Annotated in this window: 24 protein-coding genes; 10 read left to right on the top strand and 14 right to left on the bottom strand. The window is 72.7% G+C overall.

Annotated features, from left to right (window positions below; genetic code table 11):
- The first annotated feature begins 7 nt into the window (after positions 1–7).
- Positions 8–838 (top strand): 1,4-dihydroxy-6-naphtoate synthase, encoded by an 831-nt coding sequence (locus PVK74_RS23585; protein ID WP_274477230.1) that lies wholly within the window; start codon positions 8–10, stop codon positions 836–838.
- Here the strand turns inward: PVK74_RS23585 and PVK74_RS23580 are convergent.
- Together PVK74_RS23580 and PVK74_RS23575 are read right to left on the bottom strand one after the other, a co-directional pair.
- The gene (locus PVK74_RS23580; RefSeq protein WP_030503574.1) at positions 799–1,185 is read right to left on the bottom strand and encodes a cold-shock protein; all 387 of its coding nucleotides are present in this window, start codon (positions 1,183–1,185) and stop codon (positions 799–801) included. The genes PVK74_RS23585 and PVK74_RS23580 overlap by 40 nt on opposite strands.
- A gap of 28 nt (positions 1,186–1,213) precedes the next feature.
- Positions 1,214–1,837 carry an HAD family hydrolase gene (locus PVK74_RS23575; RefSeq protein ID WP_274477229.1) on the bottom strand — a complete coding sequence of 208 codons (624 nt, stop codon included), beginning with the start codon at positions 1,835–1,837 and terminating at the stop codon, positions 1,214–1,216.
- Positions 1,838–1,874: 37 nt separating this feature from the next.
- On the opposite strand from PVK74_RS23575, the gene PVK74_RS23570 reads away from it, so the two are divergent.
- Positions 1,875–4,337: a helicase-associated domain-containing protein gene (locus PVK74_RS23570; RefSeq protein WP_187693184.1), complete on the top strand. Its 2,463-nt coding sequence runs from the start codon at positions 1,875–1,877 to the stop codon at positions 4,335–4,337.
- A 4-nt stretch (positions 4,338–4,341) separates the two neighbouring features.
- Here the strand turns inward: PVK74_RS23570 and PVK74_RS23565 are convergent, their stop codons facing one another.
- Both PVK74_RS23565 and PVK74_RS23560 read right to left on the bottom strand, forming a co-directional pair.
- Positions 4,342–4,578 carry a hypothetical protein gene (locus PVK74_RS23565; RefSeq protein ID WP_030503577.1) on the bottom strand — a complete coding sequence of 79 codons (237 nt, stop codon included), beginning with the start codon at positions 4,576–4,578 and terminating at the stop codon, positions 4,342–4,344.
- A gap of 125 nt (positions 4,579–4,703) precedes the next feature.
- Positions 4,704–5,579 carry a L,D-transpeptidase family protein gene (locus tag PVK74_RS23560; protein WP_043327176.1) on the bottom strand — a complete coding sequence of 292 codons (876 nt, stop codon included), beginning with the start codon at positions 5,577–5,579 and terminating at the stop codon, positions 4,704–4,706.
- 186 nt (positions 5,580–5,765) lie between these two features.
- On the opposite strand from PVK74_RS23560, the gene PVK74_RS23555 reads away from it, so the two are divergent.
- Positions 5,766–7,445, top strand: a complete 1,680-nt coding sequence (locus PVK74_RS23555) for a DNA repair helicase XPB (protein ID WP_274477228.1) — start codon at positions 5,766–5,768, stop codon at positions 7,443–7,445.
- A gap of 51 nt (positions 7,446–7,496) precedes the next feature.
- On the opposite strand, the gene PVK74_RS23550 is transcribed toward PVK74_RS23555, so the two are convergent.
- The 6 genes from PVK74_RS23550 to ligD (PVK74_RS23525) all read right to left on the bottom strand — a co-directional run bounded on the left by PVK74_RS23550 (position 7,497) and on the right by ligD (PVK74_RS23525) (position 12,684).
- Positions 7,497–8,444 carry a zinc metalloprotease gene (locus tag PVK74_RS23550; protein ID WP_274477227.1) on the bottom strand — a complete coding sequence of 316 codons (948 nt, stop codon included), beginning with the start codon at positions 8,442–8,444 and terminating at the stop codon, positions 7,497–7,499.
- 139 nt (positions 8,445–8,583) lie between these two features.
- A complete protein-coding gene (locus tag PVK74_RS23545; protein WP_274477226.1) occupies positions 8,584–8,772 on the bottom strand; it encodes a toxin-antitoxin system HicB family antitoxin in 189 nt (62 codons plus the stop codon).
- Positions 8,765–9,622: a GNAT family N-acetyltransferase gene (locus PVK74_RS23540; protein ID WP_274477225.1), complete on the bottom strand. Its 858-nt coding sequence runs from the start codon at positions 9,620–9,622 to the stop codon at positions 8,765–8,767. The genes PVK74_RS23545 and PVK74_RS23540 overlap by 8 nt, the downstream gene beginning before the upstream one ends.
- A gap of 427 nt (positions 9,623–10,049) precedes the next feature.
- Positions 10,050–10,763 carry a TIGR03089 family protein gene (locus PVK74_RS23535; protein WP_274477224.1) on the bottom strand — a complete coding sequence of 238 codons (714 nt, stop codon included), beginning with the start codon at positions 10,761–10,763 and terminating at the stop codon, positions 10,050–10,052.
- Positions 10,764–10,841: 78 nt separating this feature from the next.
- On the bottom strand, positions 10,842–11,756 hold the full coding sequence (gene ligD, locus PVK74_RS23530; protein ID WP_274477223.1) for a non-homologous end-joining DNA ligase: 915 nt from the start codon (positions 11,754–11,756) through the stop codon (positions 10,842–10,844).
- On the bottom strand, positions 11,746–12,684 hold the full coding sequence (gene ligD / locus PVK74_RS23525) for a non-homologous end-joining DNA ligase (protein ID WP_043327188.1): 939 nt from the start codon (positions 12,682–12,684) through the stop codon (positions 11,746–11,748). Before ligD (PVK74_RS23525) ends, ligD (PVK74_RS23530) begins: the two co-directional genes overlap by 11 nt.
- A gap of 87 nt (positions 12,685–12,771) precedes the next feature.
- Between ligD (PVK74_RS23525) and ku the strand changes: the two genes are divergently transcribed.
- Positions 12,772–13,791, top strand: a complete 1,020-nt coding sequence (gene ku / locus PVK74_RS23520) for a non-homologous end joining protein Ku (RefSeq protein ID WP_043327190.1) — start codon at positions 12,772–12,774, stop codon at positions 13,789–13,791.
- A gap of 50 nt (positions 13,792–13,841) precedes the next feature.
- Here the strand turns inward: ku and PVK74_RS23515 are convergent, their stop codons facing one another.
- Positions 13,842–14,234: a PPOX class F420-dependent oxidoreductase gene (locus PVK74_RS23515; protein WP_064448873.1), complete on the bottom strand. Its 393-nt coding sequence runs from the start codon at positions 14,232–14,234 to the stop codon at positions 13,842–13,844.
- A 63-nt stretch (positions 14,235–14,297) separates the two neighbouring features.
- Here PVK74_RS23515 and PVK74_RS23510 point away from each other — a divergent pair, with 63 nt between their 5' ends.
- From PVK74_RS23510 to PVK74_RS23490, 5 genes are all read left to right on the top strand, one after another.
- Complete coding sequence (locus PVK74_RS23510; protein ID WP_274477222.1) at positions 14,298–15,053, top strand: FKBP-type peptidyl-prolyl cis-trans isomerase; 756 nt, start codon at positions 14,298–14,300, stop codon at positions 15,051–15,053.
- Between the two features lie 139 nt (positions 15,054–15,192).
- Positions 15,193–16,041 (top strand): SCO6745 family protein, encoded by an 849-nt coding sequence (locus PVK74_RS23505; RefSeq protein WP_274479312.1) that lies wholly within the window; start codon positions 15,193–15,195, stop codon positions 16,039–16,041.
- 31 nt (positions 16,042–16,072) lie between these two features.
- Positions 16,073–16,726, top strand: coding sequence for an HAD family hydrolase (locus tag PVK74_RS23500; RefSeq protein WP_274477221.1), 654 nt, complete (start codon positions 16,073–16,075; stop codon positions 16,724–16,726).
- 41 nt (positions 16,727–16,767) lie between these two features.
- Positions 16,768–17,904: a glutathione-independent formaldehyde dehydrogenase gene (locus PVK74_RS23495; protein ID WP_274477220.1), complete on the top strand. Its 1,137-nt coding sequence runs from the start codon at positions 16,768–16,770 to the stop codon at positions 17,902–17,904.
- Positions 17,905–17,995: 91 nt separating this feature from the next.
- Entirely contained in the window at positions 17,996–19,009 is a 1,014-nt protein-coding gene (locus PVK74_RS23490; RefSeq protein ID WP_274477219.1) for an NADPH:quinone reductase, read from the top strand.
- A gap of 180 nt (positions 19,010–19,189) precedes the next feature.
- On the opposite strand, the gene PVK74_RS23485 is transcribed toward PVK74_RS23490, so the two are convergent.
- Entirely contained in the window at positions 19,190–20,824 is a 1,635-nt protein-coding gene (locus tag PVK74_RS23485; protein ID WP_176722787.1) for a fatty acid--CoA ligase, read from the bottom strand.
- Positions 20,825–20,924: 100 nt separating this feature from the next.
- On the opposite strand from PVK74_RS23485, the gene PVK74_RS23480 reads away from it, so the two are divergent.
- Positions 20,925–21,416: an NUDIX domain-containing protein gene (locus PVK74_RS23480; RefSeq protein WP_030503787.1), complete on the top strand. Its 492-nt coding sequence runs from the start codon at positions 20,925–20,927 to the stop codon at positions 21,414–21,416.
- Between the two features lie 7 nt (positions 21,417–21,423).
- On the opposite strand, the gene PVK74_RS23475 is transcribed toward PVK74_RS23480, so the two are convergent.
- Positions 21,424–23,091, bottom strand: a complete 1,668-nt coding sequence (locus PVK74_RS23475; protein WP_064448866.1) for an MDR family MFS transporter — start codon at positions 23,089–23,091, stop codon at positions 21,424–21,426.
- 56 nt (positions 23,092–23,147) lie between these two features.
- Complete coding sequence (locus tag PVK74_RS23470) at positions 23,148–23,702, bottom strand: type 1 glutamine amidotransferase domain-containing protein (RefSeq protein ID WP_043327208.1); 555 nt, start codon at positions 23,700–23,702, stop codon at positions 23,148–23,150.
- Positions 23,703–23,781 lie beyond the last annotated feature (79 nt).

Genomic DNA, 23,781 nt, shown 5'->3' with positions numbered 1-23,781 from the left:
TGGGGACGTGGCGCTCTCCCTGGCGATCTCCCCCTGCCCCAACGACACGTTCGTCTTCGACGCCCTGGTGCACGGCCGGGTGCCCGGCGCGCCGCCGGTCGAGGTGACCTACGCGGACGTCGACGTGACCAACACGGCCGCCGAGCGGGGCGCGTTCGACCTGGTGAAGGTCAGCTACGCGGCGCTGCCCTGGCTGCTGGACGACTACCACCTGCTGCCCTGCGGCGGCGCGCTCGGCCGGGGCTGCGGCCCGCTGGTGCTGACCCGCGGCGACCGGACCGACCTGTCCGGCGCGACGGTGGCGGTGCCCGGCGAGCGGACCACCGCGTACCTGCTGTTCCGGCTCTGGGCGGCCGACCAGGCGCCGGCGCGCATCGAGGTGGTGCCGTTCCACGAGATCATGCCGGGCGTGGCCGCCGGCCGGTACGACGCCGGCCTGGTGATCCACGAGGCGCGCTTCACCTACCCGCGGCACGGGCTGACCGCGCTCGTCGACCTGGGCGAGTGGTGGGAGGGCGACACCGGGCTGCCGATCCCGCTGGGCGCGATCCTGGCCCGCCGGGGCGCTGTCGACCCGGCCGATGCCGCCGCCTGGATCCGCGAGTCGGTACGCCAGGCGTGGGCCGACCCGGCTGCGAGCCGCGAGTACGTCCTCGCGCACGCGCAGGAGATGGAGCCCGACGTGGTGGACCGGCACATCGGCCTCTACGTCAACGAATTCACCGCCGACCTGGGTGAGGCCGGCTTCGCCGCCGTGGAGGCGCTGCTGGGCCGGGCCGCCGACGCCGGGCTCGTCCCTCAGACCTCCAGCTCGCGCGCCACCGCGTGGACCAGCTGAGCGATCTTCTGGGAGGTCTTCCGATCCGGGAAGCGACCCCGGCGCAGGTCCGGCTGGACCTTCGCCTCCAGCACCTTGATCATGTCTTCGACCAGGCCGTGCAGCTCCTCGGCCGGCCGGCGGCGCAGCTCCGCCACCGAAGGCGGCGCCTCCAGCAGCTTGACCCCCATCGCCTGGGCGCCCCGCCGGCTGTCCACGACGCTGAAATCGACCCGCTGGCCACCCTTCAGGTCGGCGACACCCGCCGGTAGCGCGCCCTTCGGCAGGAACACGTCGCCACCCTCGTCACTGGTGACGAACCCGTACCCCTTGGCGGCGTCGTACCACTTCACTCGACCCGTCGGCACCTGTTGAACCCCGCTCCACTCGAACCGTCTACCCCTCCAAGGCTAGCCCGATGATCCGGTCCAGCGCCCTCGGGAATTCGACGAGATCATCAAGCACCAGGTACGCCCCGGCCTCGGTCAGTTCGTCGACCGAGCAGGGACCGGTCGCCACTGCCACGCCTGGGATTCCCGCAGCTCGCGCGGCGGCCATGTCGGCCACGTGGTCACCCACGTAGAGCGTCGCGCCGTGCTCGCGCAACGCGACCGCCTTCTGCTCGGCGAACACGTCCCCGGCCAGCTCGTCCACCGGTAGCCCGAGGTGGTCCAGGTGCAGCTTCGCCAGCCGGCCGATCTTCGCGGTCACCACCATCGTCCGGCCGCCGCGCGCCTGCACCGCGCGCAGCGCGGCCTCCGCGCCCGGCATCGGCACCGTCGGAGTGATCGCGTACGCCGGATACAGCTCCCGGTAGAGCGTCACCGCCTCCTCGATGCGCTCCGGCGGGAACCAGTGCGCCAGCTCGGTGCGCAGCGGCGGGCCCAGCCGCGACACCGCCAGATCCCCGTCCACGTGCACGCCGGTCCGCGCGGTGAGCGCCCGGAACGCGGCGGCGATCCCGGGGCGGGAGTCGACCAGTGTCATGTCGAGGTCGAAGCCGACCATCAGCGGAGGCATGCCGAGAACCTACCCAGCGGGCTAGCGTGGTACGACGATGACCACCTCACTCGCCGACCACCTGCGGGCCCTCCCCGACGAGTCCCTCGCCGCGCTGCTCCAGCTGCGGCCGGACCTCGTCGTACCGGTGCCGGCCGACGTGTCCGCCCTCGCCCTGCGCGCCCAGTCCCGGGTCTCCGTGGCCCGGGCGCTCGACGGGCTGGACCAGTTCACCCTCCAGATCCTCGACGCCGCCCGCCTCACCCGCGGCCCCGAGGGCGCCACCTCCACCGACCAGATCCTGGCCATGGCCACCGCCGGGCCACGACCCCCCGCGCCCACCGCGGTCCGCGCCGCCGTCGACCGGCTCCGGGCCCGGTTCCTGCTGTACGGCCCCGAGCACGACCTGTGCGTGGCCGGGGGCATCGACGAGGTGTCCCCGTACCCGGCGGGGCTGGGCCGGCCGGCGGCGGAGCTGGACCCGCGCGTGGCGGCCCTCTGCGCGGACCCGGCGAAGCTGCGGCGGACGCTGCTGTCCGCCCCGCCCTCGGCCCGCGCCGTCCTGGACCGGCTCGCCGCCGGACCGCCGGTCGGCACCGTCGCGCCGGGCGCGTTGGAGGCCCCCGCGACCGGCGCCGAGGACGTGCTCCCGCCGGACCTGGTGAACGGCGGCGCGCCGACCGGGTCCCCGATCCGCTGGCTGGTCGAGCACCGGCTGCTGGTGCGGATGTCCGGCGGCCGCAACGGCACCGTCGAGCTGCCCCGCGAGGTGGGGCTGGTGCTGCGCCGCGACTCCGGCCCGCTCGGCCCGCTGCGCACCAGCCCACCCGTGGTGTCCGGCCCGCCCCGCGAGGTCAAGTCCGTCGACTCGGCCGGGGCCGGGCAGACCATGGAGGTGGTCCGGCACACCGAGGCGCTGCTGGAGGCGCTGATCGTGGAGCCGGCCCCGGTGCTGCGCTCCGGCGGCGTCGGCGTCCGCGACCTGCGCCGGCTCGCCCGTGGACTCGGACTGGACGAGACGACCACCGCGCTGCTGTTCGAGGTCGCGTACGCGGCCGGGCTGACCGGTGAGATGGAACTGACCGGCGCGGCCACCACCCGCTACGGCGGCGACCAGCAGATCCTGCCCACCGGCGGGTACGAGGTGTGGCGCGCGGCGTCGCTGGCCCAGCGTTGGGAGCAGCTCGCCCGCGCCTGGATGTCGATGCCCCGCCAGGCCGGCCTGATCGGGCAGCGCGACGACCGGGACCGGCCCATCTCGGTGCTCTCCGCCGAGGCGGAACGAGCCGGCGCGCCCGCCGCCCGGCGTGCGGTGCTCGCCGTGCTCGCCGACCTGCCGGCCGGCACCGCGCCCACCCCGGACGAAGTGCTGGAACTGCTGGACTGGCGCGCGCCCCGGCGGGCCCGGGGGCGGGAGACGGCGCACCGGGAGGTGCTGGCCGAGGCGGCCTCGCTGGGCGTGACCGGGCTCGGCGCGCTCACCACGTACGGGCGGCTGCTGCTCGCCGAGCTGACCGACGCCGACGAACGCGGCGACGACCCGCTCGGGCTGCGCTCCGACGCCGAGTCGGGCGACCCGTCGACCACCGTCCGCGCGCTGGACGGGCTGCTGCCCGCCCCGGTCGACCACGTGCTGGTGCAGGCCGACCTGACAGTGGTGGTGCCCGGCCCGCCCGACCCGGCGCTCGCCGCCGAACTGGACGTGGTGGCCGAGCACGAGTCGGCGGGCGGGGCGAGCGTGCACCGGGTCACCACGGGCAGCATCCGACGGGCGCTGGACGCCGGCTACACCGCGGAGGACCTGCACGCGTTGTTCCGCCGCCGGTCCCGTACCCCGGTGCCGCAGGGCCTGACCTATCTGGTCGACGACGTGGCCCGCAAGCACGGCGGGCTGCGCGTCGGGTCGGCCGGCGCATACGTGCGCAGCGACGACGAGGCGCTGCTCACCGAGGTGCAGGCCGACCGACGCCTGGAGCCGCTGGCGTTCCGCCGGCTCGCACCCACCGTGCTGGTCACGCCGTACCAGGTCAACCGGATGCTCACCGCGTTGCGCGACGCCGGGTACGCCCCGGTGCCCGAGGACGCCAGCGGAGCGACGGTGCTGGCCCGGCCGAAGACCCGGCGGGCGCCGGCCCGTACCGGGATCGGCCGCGCGGTGGACCCGCTCGCCACGCCGAAGCTGCCGATGCCCCGTCTGCTCGGCGTGGTGGAGCAGATCCGCCGGGGCGACGCGGCGGCCCGGGCGGCGCGGCGGGCCCCGGCGGTGGTCCGGGGCGGCGCGGCGGCGGGCGGTCCCGCCCCGGTGCCCGGTCACGGTGACGCGCTGGCGGTGCTTCAGCAGGCGGTACGGGACAAGGCGCTGGTCTGGGTCGGCTACGTCGACGCGCACGGGGCGACCGCGTCCCGGCTGGTCCGGCCGGTGTCTATCGGCGCCGGCTACCTGCGCGCCGAGGACGACCGGACGGAGATGCTGCACACGTTCGCGCTGCACCGGATCACCGCAGCCGTGCTGGAGGAGTGAGGCGTCACTCCCCGTTGCGGCGCAACGTGCCCACCACCGACACGGCCAGCAGCAACGCGAACGCCGCGCCGGCCGACTCGCCGACCGAGTCCACGAAGCCCTGCTGCTGCACCAGCAGCCCGAACAGGAACCAGCCGAACACCCCGACGGCGGCGGCCGCGTAGCCGAACAGGACCGCCGTGGGCACCTCCTGCTGCTGCGTCCGCTCCTCGTCGGGAAGCACGTCCTGGTCAACGGTCATGGCAGTCCCTCCCCGTCCCGGCTTGGACCCGGCTTCCAGAGTGGCACCTGCCGGACCGGGCGGACAGGGGTTAAAACCCTGATCCGGGCCGTCCGGTCACGGGTGAGGGCGGGTTCCGGGCCGGTTCAGGTGCCGGGGCGGCGGCCGATCACCACCACGCGGGTGCCGACCGAGCCCAGCTCCCACAGGCGTACCGCGTCGCGGTGCAGCAGGTTCACGCAGCCGTGCGAGCCGATCGCGCCGTTGTGCAGGTATGTCGTGGTCTCGTGGAAGCCGATCCCGCCGTTGAACTGCTGCCAGTACGGCAGCCACACCTCGTACGGGTTGGACCACTCGCGCGGGTTCTTCCGCCCCACCGTGTACGTGCCGGCCGGGGTGGCGTAGCCGGACATGCCGGTGCGGGTCACGGTCGGGCCCATCACCACCTCGCCGCCGCGCATCGCCCAGACCGTCTGCCGGGTCAGGTCGACGCAGAACGTCAGCCGGGAACCGGCCTTGCACCGCGCGGTGTCGGTGGCGGCCAGCCGCTTCGCCACGTCGTACGTGGTGGGGCCGGCGCGACCCGAGGACGGGCTGATGCCGTACCGGATCTGGAACTTCTTGATCGCGGCGCAGTCGGCGGCGGACTGCTCGCCGTCCACGGTCAGCGTCCCGAAGCCGCCCAGCCGGGTCAGGTACGTCTCCACGGCCCGCTGGTGCTCGCCCTGCGGGCACCCGGCGGACGCGCTCGGCTTCGGCTTGGGTTTCGTCGTCTTCGTCGCCTCCGGCGATCGGGAGGGTTTCGGCGAGGCCGTCCGGCTCGGCTGCGCCGACGGGGACGTGACCGGCTGCTCCGGCGTGGGCGACGCGCTCGCCCCCGATGCTCCCTCCGTCAGCCCGACCGGGCCGGGGGTGCTCCCCCCGGCGCCGTCCGCCTGCGGATCGAGCGCGCAGGCGCCGACACCGACCAGCACGACCACCGCCAGGGCGGTGACCCGGGCGAGAAACCGGACACGCTGCATGGGCCCTCCCTGGACAGTCGTCCCGCTTGCTAGACGTGTGGGACGAGTATGACGTTGCCTGTCCAGCCGGACTTTTTTGCGCAGCCCTCCGGCGTGCAACACTGGTTGGTCGGCCTCCGGCAGGTCAGCCGGGGTGCGGCGGGGTTCCGGGCAGCGGGGTTCCGGGCGATGCGAGAGGACGCTGGCGTGAGCGGTGGACCACTGATCGTGCAGTCGGACAAGACGCTGCTACTGGAGATCGACCACCCCGACGCGCAGGCGTGCCGGATGGCCATCGCGCCCTTCGCCGAGCTGGAACGCTCCCCCGAGCACGTGCACACGTACCGGCTGACGCCGCTGGGCCTGTGGAACGCGCGGGCCGCCGGCCACGACGCCGAGGGCGTGGTCGACTCGCTGATCAAGTACTCCCGCTACCCGGTGCCGCACGCGCTGCTGGTTGACGTGGCCGAGACGATGGACCGGTACGGCCGGCTCCAGCTCGCCAACGATCCGGTGCACGGCCTGGTGCTGCGCGCGCTGGACCGGGTGGTGCTGATCGAGGTCGCCAAGAGCAAGAAGCTCGCCGGCATGCTCGGCGCGAAGCTCGACGACGACACCATCGCGGTGCACCCGTCCGAGCGGGGCCGGCTCAAGCAGGCGCTGCTCAAGCTGGGCTGGCCGGCCGAGGACCTGGCCGGGTACGTGGACGGCGAGGCGCACCCGATCGAGCTGGCCGAGGCCGGCCAGGACGGCGGCAAGCCGTGGACGCTGCGGTCGTACCAGCGGGAAGCCGTCGAGGCGTTCTGGGCCGGCGGCTCCGGCGTGGTGGTGCTGCCCTGTGGCGCCGGCAAGACGCTGGTCGGCGCGGCGGCCATGGCCGAGGCGAAGGCGACCACGCTGATCCTGGTCACCAACACGGTGGCGGGACGGCAGTGGAAGCGGGAGCTGATCGCCCGCACGTCGCTGACCGAGGAGGAGATCGGCGAGTACTCGGGCGAGCGCAAGGAGATCCGCCCGGTCACCATCGCCACGTACCAGGTGCTCACCTCGCGGCGCGGCGGCGCGTTCACCCACCTGGACCTGTTCGGCGCCCGCGACTGGGGCCTGGTCGTCTACGACGAGGTGCACCTGCTGCCCGCGCCGATCTTCCGCTTCACGGCGGACCTCCAGGCCCGTCGCCGGCTCGGCCTCACCGCGACTCTGGTACGCGAGGACGGCCGCGAGGGCGACGTGTTCAGCCTGATCGGCCCGAAGCGGTACGACGCGCCGTGGAAGGACATCGAGCAGCAGGGCTGGATCGCCCCGGCGGAGTGCACCGAGGTACGGGTGACGCTCACCGACGCCGAGCGCATGGCGTACGCGACGGCGGAGGCCGAGGAGCGCTACCGGATGGCGGCGACCGCCCACACGAAGCTGCCCGTGGTGCGGGCGCTGGTGGACCGGCACCCGGACGAGCAGGTCCTCGTCATCGGTGGGTTCCTCGACCAGCTGCACCAGTTGGGCGAATACCTGGACGCGCCGATCGTGCAGGGCTCCACCACGAACAAGGAACGCGAGCGGCTGTTCGACGCGTTCCGCTCCGGCTCGTTGCGGACGCTGGTGCTCTCGAAGGTCGGCAACTTCTCCATCGACCTGCCCGAGGCGGCGGTGGCGATCCAGGTGTCCGGCACGTTCGGCTCCCGGCAGGAGGAGGCGCAGCGGCTCGGGCGGGTGCTGCGCCCGAAGGCCGACGGGCGGCAGGCGCACTTCTACACGGTGGTCTCCCGGGACACCATCGACACCGAGTACGCCGCGCACCGGCAGCGCTTCCTGGCCGAGCAGGGGTACGCGTACACCATCGTGGACGCCGACGACGTGCTCGGGCCGACGCTGCCGACTGTCGACTGACCGGCGCGCGGCCGGGCGGGCCGCCGTGGTGCGGCCCGCCCGGTCTCGCGGTCAGCCCTTGCCGCTGGCCCGGAACGCGACCCAGGCGTCGCTCATCCGGTCGGCCTGGCCCGGGGTGAACATGTTCATGCAGGAGTCCTGCGTGTAGTCCATGAAGTTGTGGATCGGGTCCAGCCCCGGCGCGGTGCAGGTGTCCGCGCCGATCGGGCAGTTGAACTGCGGCGCCGCCTCACGCGGCGTGTCCGCCACGAAGTCGCCGGACGCGGAGCAGCCGTGCGCGAACGTGTGCTCCAGCATCAGCCAGTGCCCCACCTCGTGCGTGAGCGTGTCACCGAGCGCGTACTTGCCGGCCGTACCGCCCGGCATCGACTCGTCCAGCATCACCACGCCGTCGATGTAGTCGCGGCCGTTGTTGTAGCCCTTCGGGAAGTACGCCCAGCCGAGCAGCCCGTCACCGATGTTCGCCGCGTAGACGTTCAGGGTGCGGGAGTCGCCGGTGTAGAGCGCCTTCTTCATGTCCCGCTCGTTCTTGCCCGGCACCACCGTGTACCAGGTGCTGTTGACGGTCCACGTGGTGTCGACCAGCGAGAAGCGGAACGGCGTGTCCGACGCGTCGGCCGCGGTACGACCCGCGAACGAGTCGTTGAGCACCGTCATCTGCGCCGAGATGAGCGTGTTCCAGCGGGCCTTCTCGGCCGCGCTCAGCTCGTGGTCGGAGATCATGTGGAAGACCGTCGGCACGGTGACGCTGCCGTTGGCGAGGCGCGGCGAGTCCTTGATGACGCCGTACGCCTTGGCCTCGTTCGTCGAGTAGAGCGCGGGCTCCTTTGCGGTGGCGCCCTCACGTACCCGGGCGGCGCTGTGGCTGTCCGCGCCCGGCTCGCACTCGGCGGCGGCGGGAGAGGCGGCCGTGGCCGCGACGGGGGCTCCGCCGGCGGTCAGGAAGGTGGCGGCGGCAGCGACGAGCACTGCCAGGTGAATCGTCGGTTTCCTGTGCATCGTTGCACCTTTCGGAAGGCATGAAAGGAGTACCGACGCGGGGTTGTCAAAGCTGCGGATCGATGACGTCGTCGTCCCGCCATAAGACCACGTCAATGGGCATCGGCAACAGTCCCCGGCAGGGACCGCTCCGGACGGGTCAGGCGGCGCTCAGCTTCCTCAGCAAGTACTGGTTCAGGCTCATGCCTTCCTCGGCGGCGTGGATGGCCAACTCTCGGTGCAGGCTCTCGCCGACCCGCAGGTTGAACTTGCCCGAGTGCCTGCGCTCGGACAGCGGCTCAGCGCCGCCAGCCCGCGCAGGAATCGCCTCCCGCGTCGGGTCAGCCACGCAGGTAGCGGGCGCGGCGGCCGAAGTCGCGGAAGCCGAGCCGCCGGTATAGCCCGGCGGCCGGGTTGTCGTCGTTGACGCAGAGCCACGCGCCGTCCGCGCCCGCGTCGGCGAGGCCGCGGAGCACGCGCGCCACCAGGTACGCGCCGACCCGCCGCCCGCGCCAGCCCGGCACCACGCCGACCTGGTCGATCCAGTTGTCGAGCACGGTGACGAAACCGGCCGCATCCCCGTCCGGGCCGCGCGCGAGCAGCGTCAACTCCGGCCGGAAGTCCTCGTCGTCGCGCAGGTCGCCCAGCCACTCGTCGGCCTCCGGCTCCACGAAGCCGTGCCGGTCGGCGAACGACGCGCGGTAGGTGGCGAACAGCTCCAGTCCCAGCGTGGCGGGCTCCACCGTGACGCCGTCCGGCGCGGTGACCTCGGGCAGCGCGTCGAGGTCGTGCCGCAGCACCCACTCCAGGAACGTCCGCGTGTAGCCGCGCTTGGCGAACAACTCCTCCGCGCCCGCGTTCCACGTCTCCGTGGTGACCAGCAGTCCAGCGTCGCCGGCGTGCTTCTCCGCCCAGTCGAGCAGCGCGCCGCCGAGCCCGCGCCCGCGCCACGCGGGGTGCACGAGGCCGGTGGCGGTGGCCGGCGTCCGCCCGGCGCCGACCCCGACGGCCGCGACCAGGTCGCCGCCGGACCACGCCCCATGGGTACGCGACTGAAGCAGCCGCGCCCGCACCAACGGGGTACGCCCGAACAAAGGCAACCCGCCGTCAGTGGCGAGACACGCCTGCGCCAAGCCGGTCAACGCGGCCAGGTCGTCCTCGCCGAACTCCCGCCACACAAGCGCACCCGTCCCGCCCACGCCCACTCCCGTCACCCGCCCGACCCCACGGCCCGACTCACCGACGCAGTAGGCCCCACCCCGTCCCCCACGGTCAACCGCTTTCCTCACCCCCTCACCCCCACTCACTCCGTCGATCTTGGAGTTGTGGCGCCTCAGATGCCCGCTTCACGGCTTACGCGAGGCACCACAACTCCAAGATCGGCGCGAGTGAGTGAGCAGCGCGAACGAGGGCCGTGCGCGACTACCCCGCGCGCCCGCAACATGAGACGAGCGTTTCGCTCACTGGGACTCGCGGAGATCTTGGAAGGAGAGGGCCCTCATGGCGACCGTTTTCTTCCAAGATCTCTGCGTGGATCGACGCGAAAACCAGCAACGTCGTTGATCTTGCAGGTGCGGCCCGGGCAAGAGCCGCAAAACCGGCACCCGAGGGGCCGCTACTGCAAGATCAGCGAGGCGAGGAGGCGGGGGCGGAGGTGGCGTGGATCAGGACCGTGGCTCGGGCGGACAGGGGGGCCAGCAGCCACTTCAAGGGCTGCTCGTCCTCGGTCGGGTCCACCCGGAGGCGGTCGCCGGGGTGCAGATCGAGCTGGGTGGCGATCTCGGCGGCCAGGCGACGCCACGCCCCGAAGCTGGTGCCGTCCGCCGTGGCCGGCCCGGACGGGTCGACTGCCGTGTAGTCCGGCGGGTCGGTGGGGTGCCGCAGCACCTCGGCCGACCAGTCCAGCCAGCCCGGCGGCACCTCGCCGAGCGGCCCCGGACCGGTGCCCACCAGATAGCGGTGCGTCCCCTCGGGTACGTCCTCCAGCCAGTCGTCGAGGCGTTCCGGCGTCACGAACACCGCGTCGTACGGCCGGTCCGCGCCCGGTTCCAGCACCGGCAGGCCGGCCAGCGCGCGGGGACGGAACGACACCGTCAACCCGACCGACCAGGCCCCGAGCAGCACCGCCGCGGTACGCCAGTGCGGCGGCAGCAGCACCGCCACCCGGTCACCGGGGCGCAGCCCGCACCCGTCGCGGAGCAGCCCGGCGCTGCGGGCCGTCCACTCGCCGAGCTGCGCGGCGGTCAGGTCGGTGCGTTCGCCCGTCCCGTCGTCGTGGTAGCTGAGCAGCGGGTACCCGACCGCGTCGGGCGCGACGGCGACGGCTGCCTGGTGGGCCATGCGCGAAACTCCTGTCTGCCGGTCCGCTCACCCTAACCGTCCGAGCCGCCCCGTCCGGAGCAACCGAAGCGGCCCGGATCAGCGCACGGGCAGCTCGGGACCGCCGTCGAGCAGCGGCGCCAGCAGGTCGCCCTGCTTCTCCACCCGCTTGAGCACCTCCCCGGCGGTGTACGGCCGCGTCGACGGCCGCTTCCCGGCCGCCCCGGCCTCCACCTCGTCCCAGGTCAGCGGCGTCGACACGGCCGGCACCGGCTGGGCCCGCAGCGAGTACGGCGCCACTGTCGTCTTCGCCGCGTTGTTCTGGCTCCAGTCGATGAAGACCTTGCCGGGCCGAAGGTTCTTCGCCATCTTCGACACGACCAGCTTCGGGTGCGCCTGCTCCAGTTCCTGCGCGATCCGCTTGGCGTAGTCGGAGACGATCTCGGCGTCCTGCGTACCGGCGATCGGGCAGCACAGCTGCATGCCCTTCTTCCCGGATGTCTTCGGGAACGAGGAGATCCCGTCGGAAGCCAGCCGGTCGCGCATCAGCAGCGCCACCTGGCAGCACTGCTTGAGCGCGGCCGGGGCGCCCGGATCCAGGTCGACCACCATCATGTCCGGGTGCGCGCCGATCTTCCACTGCGGAGTGTGCAGCTCCAACGCGGCCAGGTTGGCCAGCCACACCAGCGTGGGCAGCTCGTCGCAGACCACGTAGTCGATGGTTTCCCGCCCCTTCGTGGAGCCGGGGGCGGGCAGGTTCTCGGTGCGTACCCAGCCGGGGGTCGCGGCGGGCGCGTTCTTCTCGAAGAACGAGCCGCCGTCGACGCCGTTGGGAAACCGGATCCGGGTGAGCGCGCGGTCGTTCAGGTGCGGCAGCAGCACCGGGGCGATCCGGGTGTAGTAGTCGATCACCTCGCCCTTGGTGAAGCCGGCCTGCGGGAAGAGCACCTTGTCCAGGTTGGACAGCTCCAGCGAGCGCCCCTCGACCTCGACCTTGAGCCGATCAGCCGGCATCGTCGACCTCCTCGGGCGGCTTGTCCGGGCGCAGGCGCAGGATGCGCGGGAAGCGCAGCCTCCCGTCCGGCGTGCGCTGGCCGTACTTGACCTCCACCACGATCCGGGGAGTTACCCAGATCGCGCCGCGGGCATCCTCGCGCGGCACCCCGGCGGCGAACGGCGACGCGGTGGCCCGCAGCGGTTCCAGCTCACGCAGCAGTTCCCGTTCGATGGCCGCGCCGATCCCGCCGCCGACCCGCCCCCGGTAGATCAGCCGCCCGTCCGGGCCGGGCACGCCGACGAGCAGACCGCCGACGCGCCGCGCGCCGGGCCGCCAGCCGCCGACCACGAAGTCGCCGGTGACCTCCAGCTTGACCTTCACCCAGTCCGGGGAGCGCACGCCGGGCCGGTAGAGCGAGTCGACCCGCTTGGCCATCACCCCCTCCAGCCCGTGCTCGCCGGCCGCCGCGTAGGTGGCCGGGCCGTCGCCGAAGACCGGCGGCACCGCCCACCGGGCGGCGCCGAGCCCGAGCGACTCCAGCGCCGCCCGCCGCTCCCGCCACGGCCGGGCGGTCAGGTCCTCGCCGTCGAGCCGCAACAGGTCGAAGATCATGTACGTGACGGGTACGGTCGCCGCCAGCCGAGCCGCCTTGGCCGGGTTGCGCACGTGCATTCGTTCGGCGAGCGCGGTGAACGAGGGCTGCCCGTCGGTGAAGAGGACCACCTCGCCGTCGAGCAGCGCGTCACCGACCTGCTCGGCCAGGTTGAGCAGTTCCGGGTACGCGGTGGTGATCTCGACGCCGGAGCGGGCGTAGAAGTGCCGGTCGCCGCGGGAGATGTCGGCGAGCGCGCGGACGCCGTCCCACTTGAACTCGTACGACCAGGCGGCGCCGGCCGGGAGCTGCCCGGTCGTCGCGAGCATCGGCTTCAACGGCGCGCCGGGCACGTTCCGACTGTAGTTGGGTGCGGAAGCGCGTGCGTCCCGTTCGATCGTTTGCGATTCTGGTGGTCAACCGGGGAGAGGAGCGCGGGTATGCGGGCGATCTGGAAAGGAGCGGTGTCGTTCGGCCTGGTGTCGATCGGGGTGAAGGTCTACTCGGCCACCGAGGAGAAGGACATCCGTTTCCACCAGGTGCACCGTGAGGACGGCGGCCGGATCCGCTACAAGCGCACCTGCTCGGTCTGCGGCGAGGAGGTCACCTACGACGACATCGCCAAGGGGTACGACATCGGTGGTGGCGAGATGGTCATCCTCACCGACGAGGACTTCGCCGACCTGCCGTTGAGCACCTCGCACGCGATCGACGTGCTGGAGTTCGTACCGGCCGAGCAGGTCGATCCGATCCTCTACAACAAGGCGTACTTCCTGGAGCCGGAGGGCTCGGCGACGAAGCCGTACGTGCTGCTGCGCGACGCGCTGTCCGACTCGGAGCGGGTGGCGATCGTCAAGGTGGCGCTGCGCCAGCGGGAGCAGCTCGCGACGCTGCGGGTCCGCGAGGGCGTGCTGCTGCTCAACACCATGCTGTGGCCGGACGAGATCCGCCGGCCCGACTTCGGTTTCCTGGACGAGGACCTGAAGGTACGCCCGCCGGAGCTGGCGATGGCCAGTTCACTGATCGACTCGATGGCCGGCGAGTTCGAGCCGGACGCCTTCACCGACGACTACCGGGCGGCGTTGCAGGAGGTCATCGACGCGAAGGTCGAGGGCCGCGAGGTGGTGCAGCCGGAGGAGGAAGAGGCCGCGCCGGCCGCCGCGGTGGACCTGATGGCCGCGCTGAAGGCGTCCGTGGAGCGGGCCCGGGCGGCCCGGGGCGAGGCGCCGTCCGGCGGTGGGGCCGAGCCGACGCCGATCTCGTCGGCCCGATCGGCGAAGAAGGCCGCGAAGAAGGCCCCGGCCCGGAAGCCGGCCGAGAAGAAGGCCGAGCCGGCGAAGAAGACGGCCGCCAAGAAGACCCCCGCGAAGAAGACGGCGGAGAAGAAGACCGAACCGGCCAAGAAGACCGCCGCCAAGAAGACGACGGCGAAGAAGGCCGCCGCGAAGAAGAGCGCCTGACGCGCGTACGGCCGGGGCCCCGCCCTCGGTGGAGGGCGGGGCCGGACCGCTCAGCCTCGCCCGAGCTTCTCGGTCGGGGTGACCCGGACGATGACGCGCTCCTCGCCGGGGCGCCGCCACGGGTACGTGTCCTGGCCGAGGTACTTCTTCGCCAGCCGGTCGATGTGCTCGTCGGCGCCCTCGGTGACGAACTCGACGGTGCCCTTGATCCAGAGCGTGCGGAAGTCGTCGGCCCTGTCCGCCACCGACACCGCGACCACCGGGTTGCGGGCCATGTTCAGGTACTTCTGCCGCCCCTTGGCCGTGTTGAACACGATGTGCTCGCCGTCGGTGTCGACCCAGACCGGGGTGACGTGCGGGGTGCCGTCGGCCTCGATCGTCGCCACGTGCGCGAGCTGCGGCTCGCCGAGCAGGGCCAGGTCTTCTTCACTGAGGATCGCCATGCCCGAAACGTACCCTGTGCGGTGCCCCCGTATCGGTCTCCGTGTCCTGATCGGTGCGGGCGTATGGGCACGCTGGGGCTCCGGGCGGGTACCGTGTGCGCTGGCCTCGGCGGCGGCCCGCCGGGGGCGCACCCACCCACCCTGCAGGGAGTCGACGTGAGCGAGCGTGTGGAGAACCGGTCGGAGGGCCAGGCCGCCCCGGCCACCAAGGCAGGGCGGCGGCTGGCCGCCCAGCTGGCCGAGAAGAAGGCCGCCGAGGCGCGTCGCCGCCGGCAGTCGATGCTCGGCGCGGCTGTCGGCGTGCTCGCCGTGGTGGCCCTGGTCGGTGGCCTGGTCTGGCTGAACGGCGGGGACGACGACAAGGCGGCCACCGCCGGCTCCTCGGCCAGCCCCACCGCCCCGGTCGAGCCCACCGAGATGCCCGCTCCGGAGCTGCCCGCCGGCATCGACCCGGCGCTGAAGACCAAGCCGACAGTGCAGGCCGGCACCGGCGAGCTGACCAAGCTCACCGTCACCACGCTGGTGAAGGGCACCGGGCCGGCGGTGAAGGCCGGGCAGAACATCACCACCAACTACGTGGGCGTGTTCTACTCCGACGGCAAGCAGTTCGACGCGTCCTGGGACAACGGCCAGCCGGCCACCTTCCAGATCGGCGTGGGCCAGGTCATCAAGGGCTGGGACCAGGGCCTGGTCGGCGTGCCGGTGGGCAGCCGGGTGCAGCTGGACCTGCCGGCCGATCTGGCGTACGGCAACGACGCCGCCGGTGGCCGCCCGGCCGGGCCGCTGCGCTTCGTCGTCGACGTGCTGGCTGCGCAGTAGCTCACTCCAGGCTTCCGTCCGGTCACCCTGCGGCAGTAGGTTCATGGTCACCGCGGGCGGTACGTCCGTCCGCGGTGATCTGCTCACCGACGCGGAGGTGCACGTGGCGGCGCTGGACGGGGCCGGGGCGACCCGGCAGATGTGGACGCTGTACGAGCCGGTCCACGCGGTGACCTACTTCCATCCGCGGGCCCGCGCCGCGTTCGAGGCGGTCGGGCTGCGCGGCTACTGGCGCGGATACTTCGCGGGGCGGGCCGCGCCGCTCGGCGCGGTCGACGCGCCCGCCGTGACCGCGGCGTTCTTCAGCTTCGCGCCGGCCATGGTGGCCCGCGCGCTGCCGTCGGTGTGGCGTCTGGCCACCCCGGAGGAGGCGCTGCGGGCGCGGCTCACCGGTGGTGTGCAGGCGCTCGCCGAGTTCACCTACGAGCTGCCCGAGTCGCATCTGGTCGAGGCCGCCGACCTGCTGGAGGAGGCGGCCGGGCGGGTGGACACGGCCGGGCGGGTGCTCGGCGCGGTGAACGCCGCACTGCCCCGGGGCGAGTACCCGCTGGCCCGGCTCTGGCAGGCCGCCACCACGCTGCGCGAGCACCGCGGTGACGGCCACGTGGCGGCGCTGGTGACGACCGGGCTGGAACCGGCCGAGGTGGTGGCCTGGCGGTGCCGGGTCGACCAGTCCCGCGAGTTCCACCAGCCCGCCCGGGGCTGGACCGACGAGCAGTGGGCCGCGGCCGAGGAGCGGCTGGTGGAGAAGGGCTGGCTGACCGCCGACCGGACGGCCACGCCGTACGCCACGGAGACGTTCCGCGTGGTCGAGGAGGCCACCGACCGGGCCGCTGCCGGGCCGTGGCGGGCGCTGGGCGCGGAACGTACCGCCCGGCTGCGGGACCTGCTGGAGCCGATCGCTACCCGCTGCCGCACGATCATCCCGGCCAAGGCGCCGATCGGCCTGCCGGCGCAGCGGTCGGTCGGAGCCGCGCTGCCACGGTGAGCCGGGCCGCCGGCTGGGGCAGGATGGCGGCATGGTGGACGCGGTGCTCTTCGACCTGGACGGCGTGATCGTGGACTCCGAGCCGGTCTGGGAGGAGGTCCGGCGCGCGTACGTGGCCGAGCACGGCGGCCTCTGGCAGCCGGACACGCAGCGCCGGCTGATGGGCATGAGCACCGGCGAGTGGGCCGAGTACCTCAGCGGTGAGCTGGGCGTCGACAGGTCGCCCGAGCAGGTCGCCACCGAGGTGGTGACCGAGATGGCCCGCCGGTACGCGCAGCGCGTACCCGTGATCGACGGGGCGGAGGAGGTCGTGCGCCGCATCGCCGCGCGGTGGCCGCTCGGGCTGGCCAGCTCCTCCCCGACCCGGCTGATCGCGGCGGCGCTGGACGCGACGGGCCTGGCCGGCTCGTTCGGCGCGACCCTGTCGACGGAGGAGACCGCCCGGGGCAAGCCCGCGCCGGACGTGTGGCTCGCGGTGGCCGGGCGGCTGGGAGTCGACCCGGCCCGCTGCGTGGCCGTGGAGGACTCGTCGAACGGGGTCCGTTCGGCAGCTGCCGCCGGGTGCCGGGTGGTGGCGGTGCCGCACGGGTCGTACCCGCTCGATCCGGACGCCGAGGCGCTCGCGACCGTGCTGCTCCCCTCGATCGGCGCGCTCACGCCCGCTGTGGTGGCGGGGATCGACTGAACCACCCACCCGCCGCCACCACCCGGCCTACGGTCGGTGACATGAGGGCTGTGGTGTACGAGGGGCCGCACGAGGTGGCCGTCAACGAGGTCGACGACCCGCGGATCGAGGATCCGAACGACGTGGTCGTCCAGGTCACGACGACCGCAATCTGCGGTTCGGACCTGCACATGTACGAGGGACGGACGGCCGCCGAACCGGGCATCGTGTTCGGCCACGAGAACATGGGCGTGATCGTCGAGACCGGGCCGGGCGTGACGAGCCTGCGCGTGGGTGACCGGGTCTCGATGCCGTTCAATGTGGCGTGCGGGTTCTGCCGCAACTGCCGGGAGCAGCGCACCGGGTTCTGCCTGACGGTGAACCCGGGCTTCGCCGGCGGCGCGTACGGCTATGTGTCGATGGGGCCGTACCGGGGTGGGCAGGCGGAGTACCTGCGGGTGCCGTTCGCCGACTTCAACTGCCTGAAGCTGCCGCCGGGCACCGAACACGAGAAGGACTACGCGATGCTCGCCGACATCTTCCCGACCGGCTACCACGGGGTGGCGATGACCGGGCTGCGGCCGGGCGAGAACCTGACGGTGATGGGCGGCGGGCCGGTCGGGCTGATGGCGGCGTATTCGGCGGTGCTGATCGGGGCGTCCGAGGTGTTCGTGGTGGACCGGGTGCCGGACCGGCTGCGGCTGGCCGAGTCGATCGGCGCCACCCCGATCGACTTCAGCGCGGGCGACCCGGTCGAGCAGATCCGGGACCGGACCGCCGGGGTGGGGACCGATCACGGCGTGGACGCGGTGGGATACCAGGCGTCCGCGCCCAGCGGCGAGGAGCAGCCGGCGCTGGTGCTGAACACGCTCGTGGAGGTGGTGCGCGCGACCGGGGCGATCGGCGTGGTCGGGCTCTACCTCTCGGCGGACCCGGGCGCCCCGGACGAGCACTCCGCCCGGGGTGAGCTGCTGTTCAAGGTGGGCAAGCTGTTCGAGAAGGGCCTGCGGATCGGCACCGGGCAGGCGAACGTGAAGACCTACAATGCGCACCTGCGAAACCTGATCATGGCGGGGCGGGCGACCCCGAGCTTCGTGGTGAGCAAGGAGTTGCCGCTGGACGCGGCGCCGGAGGCGTACCAGCGCTTCGACCGCCGCGAGCCGGGCTACTCGAAGGTCGTGCTCAAGCCGGCCGCCTGACGAGCCGTCGTACGGTGGCCGGGTGCGCCCGGGGCCGCATGTTCGGGCGGCTGCCGGGTAGCGCACCCGGAAGGACGGCGGAGGGACGGCGATGAAGGCGATCGTGTACGAGCGCAGCGGGGACGCCTCGGTGCTCCAGGTGGTGGACCGGCCGGTGCCGGAACCCGGGCCGGGCGAGGTGCTGGTGCGGATGGCCGTGTCGGGGGTGAACCCGACCGACTGGAAGGCCCGCCAGGCGTGGCCGCTGCCGAGCGGCTGGCAGATACCGCACCAGGACGGCGCCGGGGTGGTCGAGGCGGTCGGTGAGGGCGTGGACCGGACGCTGATCGGCGAGCGGGTCTGGGTGTGGGAGGCGGCGTGGCAGCGGCCGTGGGGCACCGCCGCGGAGTACACGCTGGTTCCGGTCCGGCACGCGGTGCCGCTCGGTCCGGCGTCGTTCGACCTGGGGGCGGCGCTCGGCATCCCGTTCATGACCGCGCACCGCTGCCTGACCGCCGGTGAGTACATGCCGGACAAGCTGCACGCGGGCGCGCTGAGCGACCACGTGGTGCTGGTGCAGGGCGGCGCGGGCGCGGTGGGCAACGCGGCGATCCAGCTCGCGAGCTGGGCCGACGCGTGCGTCATCGCGACTGTGAGCAGCCCGGAGAAGGCGCAGCTCGCGGCGGCGGCCGGGGCCGACTTCGTGATCAACTATCGCGAGCAGGACGTGGTCGAGGAGGTCCGCAAGGTCGCGCCCGACGGGGTGCACACGATCGTCGAGGTCTCCGCCGCCCGCAACGCCGCCGCCGACGTGCGGATGCTGCGTACCGGCGGGGCGGTCTGCGTGTACGCCGACGACGGCGGCGACGAGATCACGTTGCCGATCCGGCCGCTGATGGTTCCGAACGCGCGCTGGCAGTTCGTGCTGATCTACACCGCGCCGAAGGTCGCCAAGGCGCAGGCGGTCACCGACATCGCGGCGGCGGTGGCGCAGGGCGCGATCCGGGTCGGTGAGGACGCCGGGCTGCCACTGCACCGGTATCCGCTGGCGGACGCCGCTGCCGCGCAGCAGGCGGTGCAGGACAGCGTGGTGGGCAAGGTGCTGGTCACCACCGCGGACGAGTAGGTGACCGGATTTCCCCGACAGCCGGACAGACGCGAACAAGTTTCGCAACAATGACGGTGCGGGTCAGCCCGTAACGGACGGGCGGCCCCGGCGCGGTGCGAACGCCGGGGCCGCCCTCTGGGAGGAATGCCCGTTGGAAACGTGTTCCTGCCCGTGTAGGCGACGGTACGCCCCGAAACGTTACGACGCGGTCAGTTCCCGTACGTCGAGCCCGCCGTCGGCGTACCGCGAGCGCACCACCTTCTTGTCGAACTTGCCGACGCTGGTCTTGGGCACGGCGTCGATGAACGCCCAGCGTTCCGGCAACTGCCAGCGGGCCACCGAGCCGGCCAGGAAGTCCCGCAGCTCCTCGGCGGTCACCGAGGCGCCCTCGCGAACCACGACGGTGGCCAGCGGGCGCTCGTCCCAGCGCTCGTCCGGTACGCCCACCACGCACGCCTCCAGCACCGCCGGGTGCGCCATCAGGGCGTTCTCCAGCTCGACCGAGGAGATCCACTCCCCGCCCGACTTGATCACGTCCTTGGCGCGGTCGGTGAGCGTGATGTAGCCGTCCGGCGAGAGCGTGCCGACGTCACCGGTCCGCAGCCAGCCGTCCCGGAACTTCTCCTCCTCCGGCACGTCGTCGCCGATGTACCGGGCGGTCACCCACGGCCCGCGCACCTCCAGCTCGCCCACCGACGTCCCGTCCGCGGGCAGCGGCTCACCGGCCGGGCCGACGATCCGCGCGGTCACGCCCGCCGGTACGCGGCCCTGCGTGTAGCGGTAGCGCCAGGCGTCGTCGCCGGTCGCGCCGGCCGGCGCCCGGGACACCGAGCCCAGCGGCGACATCTCGGTCATGCCCCAGGCGTGGATGACGTCGATGCCGTAGCGGTCGTGGAAGGCGTGCATCAGCGCCGGCGGGCACGCCGACCCGCCCACGATGACCTCCTTCAGTGAGGAGAGGTCCACCTCGTGCGCGTCCAGGTAGGCCAGCAGGTCGGTCCAGATGGTCGGCACCGCCCCGGCCAGCGTGGGGCGCTCGGCGGCGATCATCGCGGCGATCGGCTCGGCCTGGAGGAACCGGTCCGGCATGATCAGCGAGGCGCCGGAGAGGAAGGCCGCGTACGGCAGGCCCCAGGACATGGCGTGGAACATCGGCACGATGGCCAGCTCGCGGTCGTTCGGCCCGAGCCCGAAGCCCTCCGGCATGCAGACCTGGAGCGAGTGCAGGTAGATCGAGCGGTGCGAGTAGGCGACGCCCTTTGGGTGGCCGGTGGTGCCCGAGGTGTAGCAGAGCGCGGCCGCGTCCCGCTCGTCCACCTCCGGCCAGTCGAAGTGGTCGGGGCGGTCGGCCAGCAGCGCGTCCCAGTGGTGCACGGTGATCCGGTCGCCGGCGGCGGCCAGCAGCGGGGCCGGGTCGCCGCCGCCGACCACCACCACGTGCGCCACGGTGGTCATCTCGCCGATCACCCGGGCGAGCAGCGGGATGAGCGTGGTGTCGACGAGCACCACGCGGTCCTCGGCGTGGTTGGCGATGTAGGCGACCTGGTCGGGGAAGAGCCGGATGTTGAGCGTGTGCAGCACCGCCCCCATGCTCGGCACGGCGAAGTACGCCACCAGGTGCTCGTTGTTGTTCCACATGAACGTCGCGACCCGCTCGTCGCCGGTCACGCCGCACTCGTCGCGCAGCGCGTGGGCCAGCCGGGCGGCGGCGCGGCCGACCTCCGCGTACGTCATCCGGCGCGGTTCGGCGCCGGTCCAGGTGACCACCTCCGCCGCGCCGTGCACGGTGGAGCCGTGTTCGAGGATCCGGGCGACCTGGAGGGGGGCGTCCATCATCGTGCTACGCATGGGTAACAACGTAGTGGCGGCGGTCACATCTACGGAACCCCCCGGAACCACCGAGGTGATCACGGATGATGCGTAGATTGTCCGGGTGAGCATCTCGTGGGCCGACTCGTACGTGGGGCAGCTCCGCGCCCTGGCCGGTGACCGCACCCTGATGTTCGTCGGCGCCCGCGCCGTGGTGCGCGACAACGCCGCCCGGGTGCTGCTGATCCAGCGCTCCGACAACGGCCAGTGGGCGCTGCCGGCCGGCGCCATGGAACTGGGCGAGTCGATCGCAGACTGCGCGGTCCGCGAGGTGCGGGAGGAGACCGGCCTGCGGGCGCTGCGGGTCAGCGCGTTCGCGCTCTACACCGGCCCGGACCGCACCCACACCAACATGTACGGGCACACGTACCAGGTCTTCACCACCGCGTTCCGGGTCGACGAGTGGGACGGCGAGCTGGACCGGTTCACCGACGAGACCACCGACGCCGCCTTCTTCCGTCCGGCGGACTTCCCGCACCCGCTCTCGTCGAGCGTCCACGAGACGCTCGCCGACCTGGACGTGTTCGAGCAGACCAACCGGCTGATCCTCAAGTAGCCGCCGGTCACAGCATCGTCTGCGACTTCGCCTCCATGTCGGCGGCGGCCTCCTCCTTCGACTCCTTCGTCAGCGGCTTGCCGCCGGGCGCCGGGGCCTTGCCGCCGATCGGGTCGGCGCCTCCGGTGGCGCCCTGCGGGCCCGTGCCGCGCAACTGGTGGTTCGGCATGGCCAGCGTGACCAGCACCGCGACGATCGCGATCAGCCCGGTGGTCAGGAAGACCAGGTGCAGCGACTCGACGAACGAGGCCTGGACGGCAGCGCGTACCGGGGCGGGCAGGGCCAGGATGGCCGCCGGGTCGTTGATCGAGAAGTTCCCGCCTGCAGACACCGCGGCCCGCTGCTCCGGTGGGAGCTGCGCGAGCGCGCCCGGCAGCCGGCCGGCCAGCTCGGTGGTGAGCCGGGACGACAGCACCGCGCCCAGGATGGCCACGCCGAACGAGCCGCCGAGCGACCGGAAGAACGTGGCCGAGGACGTGCCCGCCCCCAGGTCGCGCACGCTCACCGCGTTCTGCACGGCGAGGATCAGCGACTGCATGCACAGGCCCAGCCCGATCCCGATCACCACCATGTAGCCGAACGCGGCCCAGAGCGAGGTGGCCACCCGCAGCTGCTGGAACAGCAGCATGCCGACCACCAGCACGGCCGCGCCCGCCACCGGGAACCACTTGTACCTGCCGATCCGGCTCATCGCCCGGCCGGTGACGATCGAGGTGATGATGACGCCCGCCATCATCGGCAGCATCAGCAGACCGCTGCGCGTCGGCGAGGCGCCCTTGACGATCTGGAGGTAGAGCGGGATGAAGATGATCGACCCGAACATCACCAGACCGAGGACGAAACCCGCCGCGTTCGCCAGCGCGAACGTGGCGCTGCGGAACAGCCGCAGCGGCAGGATCGGCTCCTTGGTCCGCGCCTCCTGGACGACGAACAGCACGCCCAGCACCGCGCCCGCGGCGAACAGGCCGACGATCACGCCGGAGCCCCAGGCGTACTCGGCGCCGCCCCAGCTCAGCGCCAGCAGCAGGCAGCTCACGCCGGCCACCAGCAGCGCCGCGCCGATCCAGTCGACCGTGTGCTCCCGCCGCTCGAACGGCACCAGCCGCATCACGTGCCAGCAGACCACGATGGCGAGGATCGCCAGCGGCACGTTGATGTAGAAGATCCACCGCCAGTTGGTCTCCGCGAAGTAACCGCCGACGAGCGGCCCGGCCACCGAGGAGACGCCGAACACCGCGCCGAACAACCCCTGGTAGCGCCCGCGCTCCCGGGGCGAGACCACGTCCGAGATGATGGTGAACGCCAGCGTCATCAGCCCACCCGCGCCGAGACCCTGCACGCCGCGCGTGACGATCAGCTGGGTCATGTCCTGCGACAGCCCGGCCAGCAACGAGCCGAGCAGGAACATGCCGATCGAGAACAGGAAGACCGGCCGGCGTCCGTACAGGTCGGCCATCTTGCCGTACAGCGGCGTCGAGGCGGTCGACGCCAGCAGGTACGCGGTGACCACCCACGAGTAGTGGTTGATGCCGCCCAGCTCCCCCACGATCGTCGGCAGGGCGGTGCCGACGATGGTCTGGTCGAGCGCCGCCAGCAGCATCCCGGTCATCAGACCGAACATCAGCAGGCGGATCTGGCGGGCGGGCAGCGCGGGCGGGGCGGTCTGGGCGGTCATCCCGCTTCCTATCCCACCGGGGGCGGATCATGCCCCCGGTGGGCCTGTGACTTTCCTCAGGCGGCGTGCCGGCCCTCGGCGAACTCCTCCACGATCTTGGCGCAGAACGCCGGCAGGTCGTCCGGCTTGCGGCTGCTGACCAGCCCGTTGTCGGTGACGACCTCCTTGTCGACCCAGTTCGCGCCGGCGTTTGTGAGGTCGGTGCGCAGGCTCGGCCAGGAGGTGATGGTCCGGCCCCGCACCACGTCCGCCTCGACCAGCGTCCACGGGCCGTGGCAGATCACGCCGACCGGCTTGCCGGCGTCGAAGAACGACTTCACGAACCGGACCGCGTCCGGGTCCGCGCGCAGGAAGTCCGGGTTCGCCACGCCACCGGGCAGGACCAGACCGTCGTACGCGCCGGCGTCCGCCTCCTTGACGGTGACGTCGACCCGGTACTGCTTGCCGTGGTCCAGGTGGTTGAAGGCCTGGATCGAGCCGGAGTCGAGGGAGACCAGCTCGACCTGCGCGCCGGCGTTCTCCACCGCCTCCCGGGGCTGGGTGTACTCGACCTCCTCGACGCCGTCGGCGGCCAGGAAGGCGATGCGCTTGCCCTGAAGTGTCGCTGCCATGCTCTTCTCTCCTCTCCGAGGTATGTCTGCACCGTTCCCCCGGCCGATGCGGCGAAACCGGGCGCACCGGGTGGCCCGC

Origin of the sequence: Micromonospora chalcea (assembly GCF_028768405.1) — a bacterium.
GTDB classification, from domain to species: Bacteria; Actinomycetota; Actinomycetes; order Mycobacteriales; family Micromonosporaceae; genus Micromonospora; species Micromonospora chalcea.
Note: the sequence above shows the minus strand (reverse complement) of the source record. Positions and strands in the feature narration are given on the sequence as shown.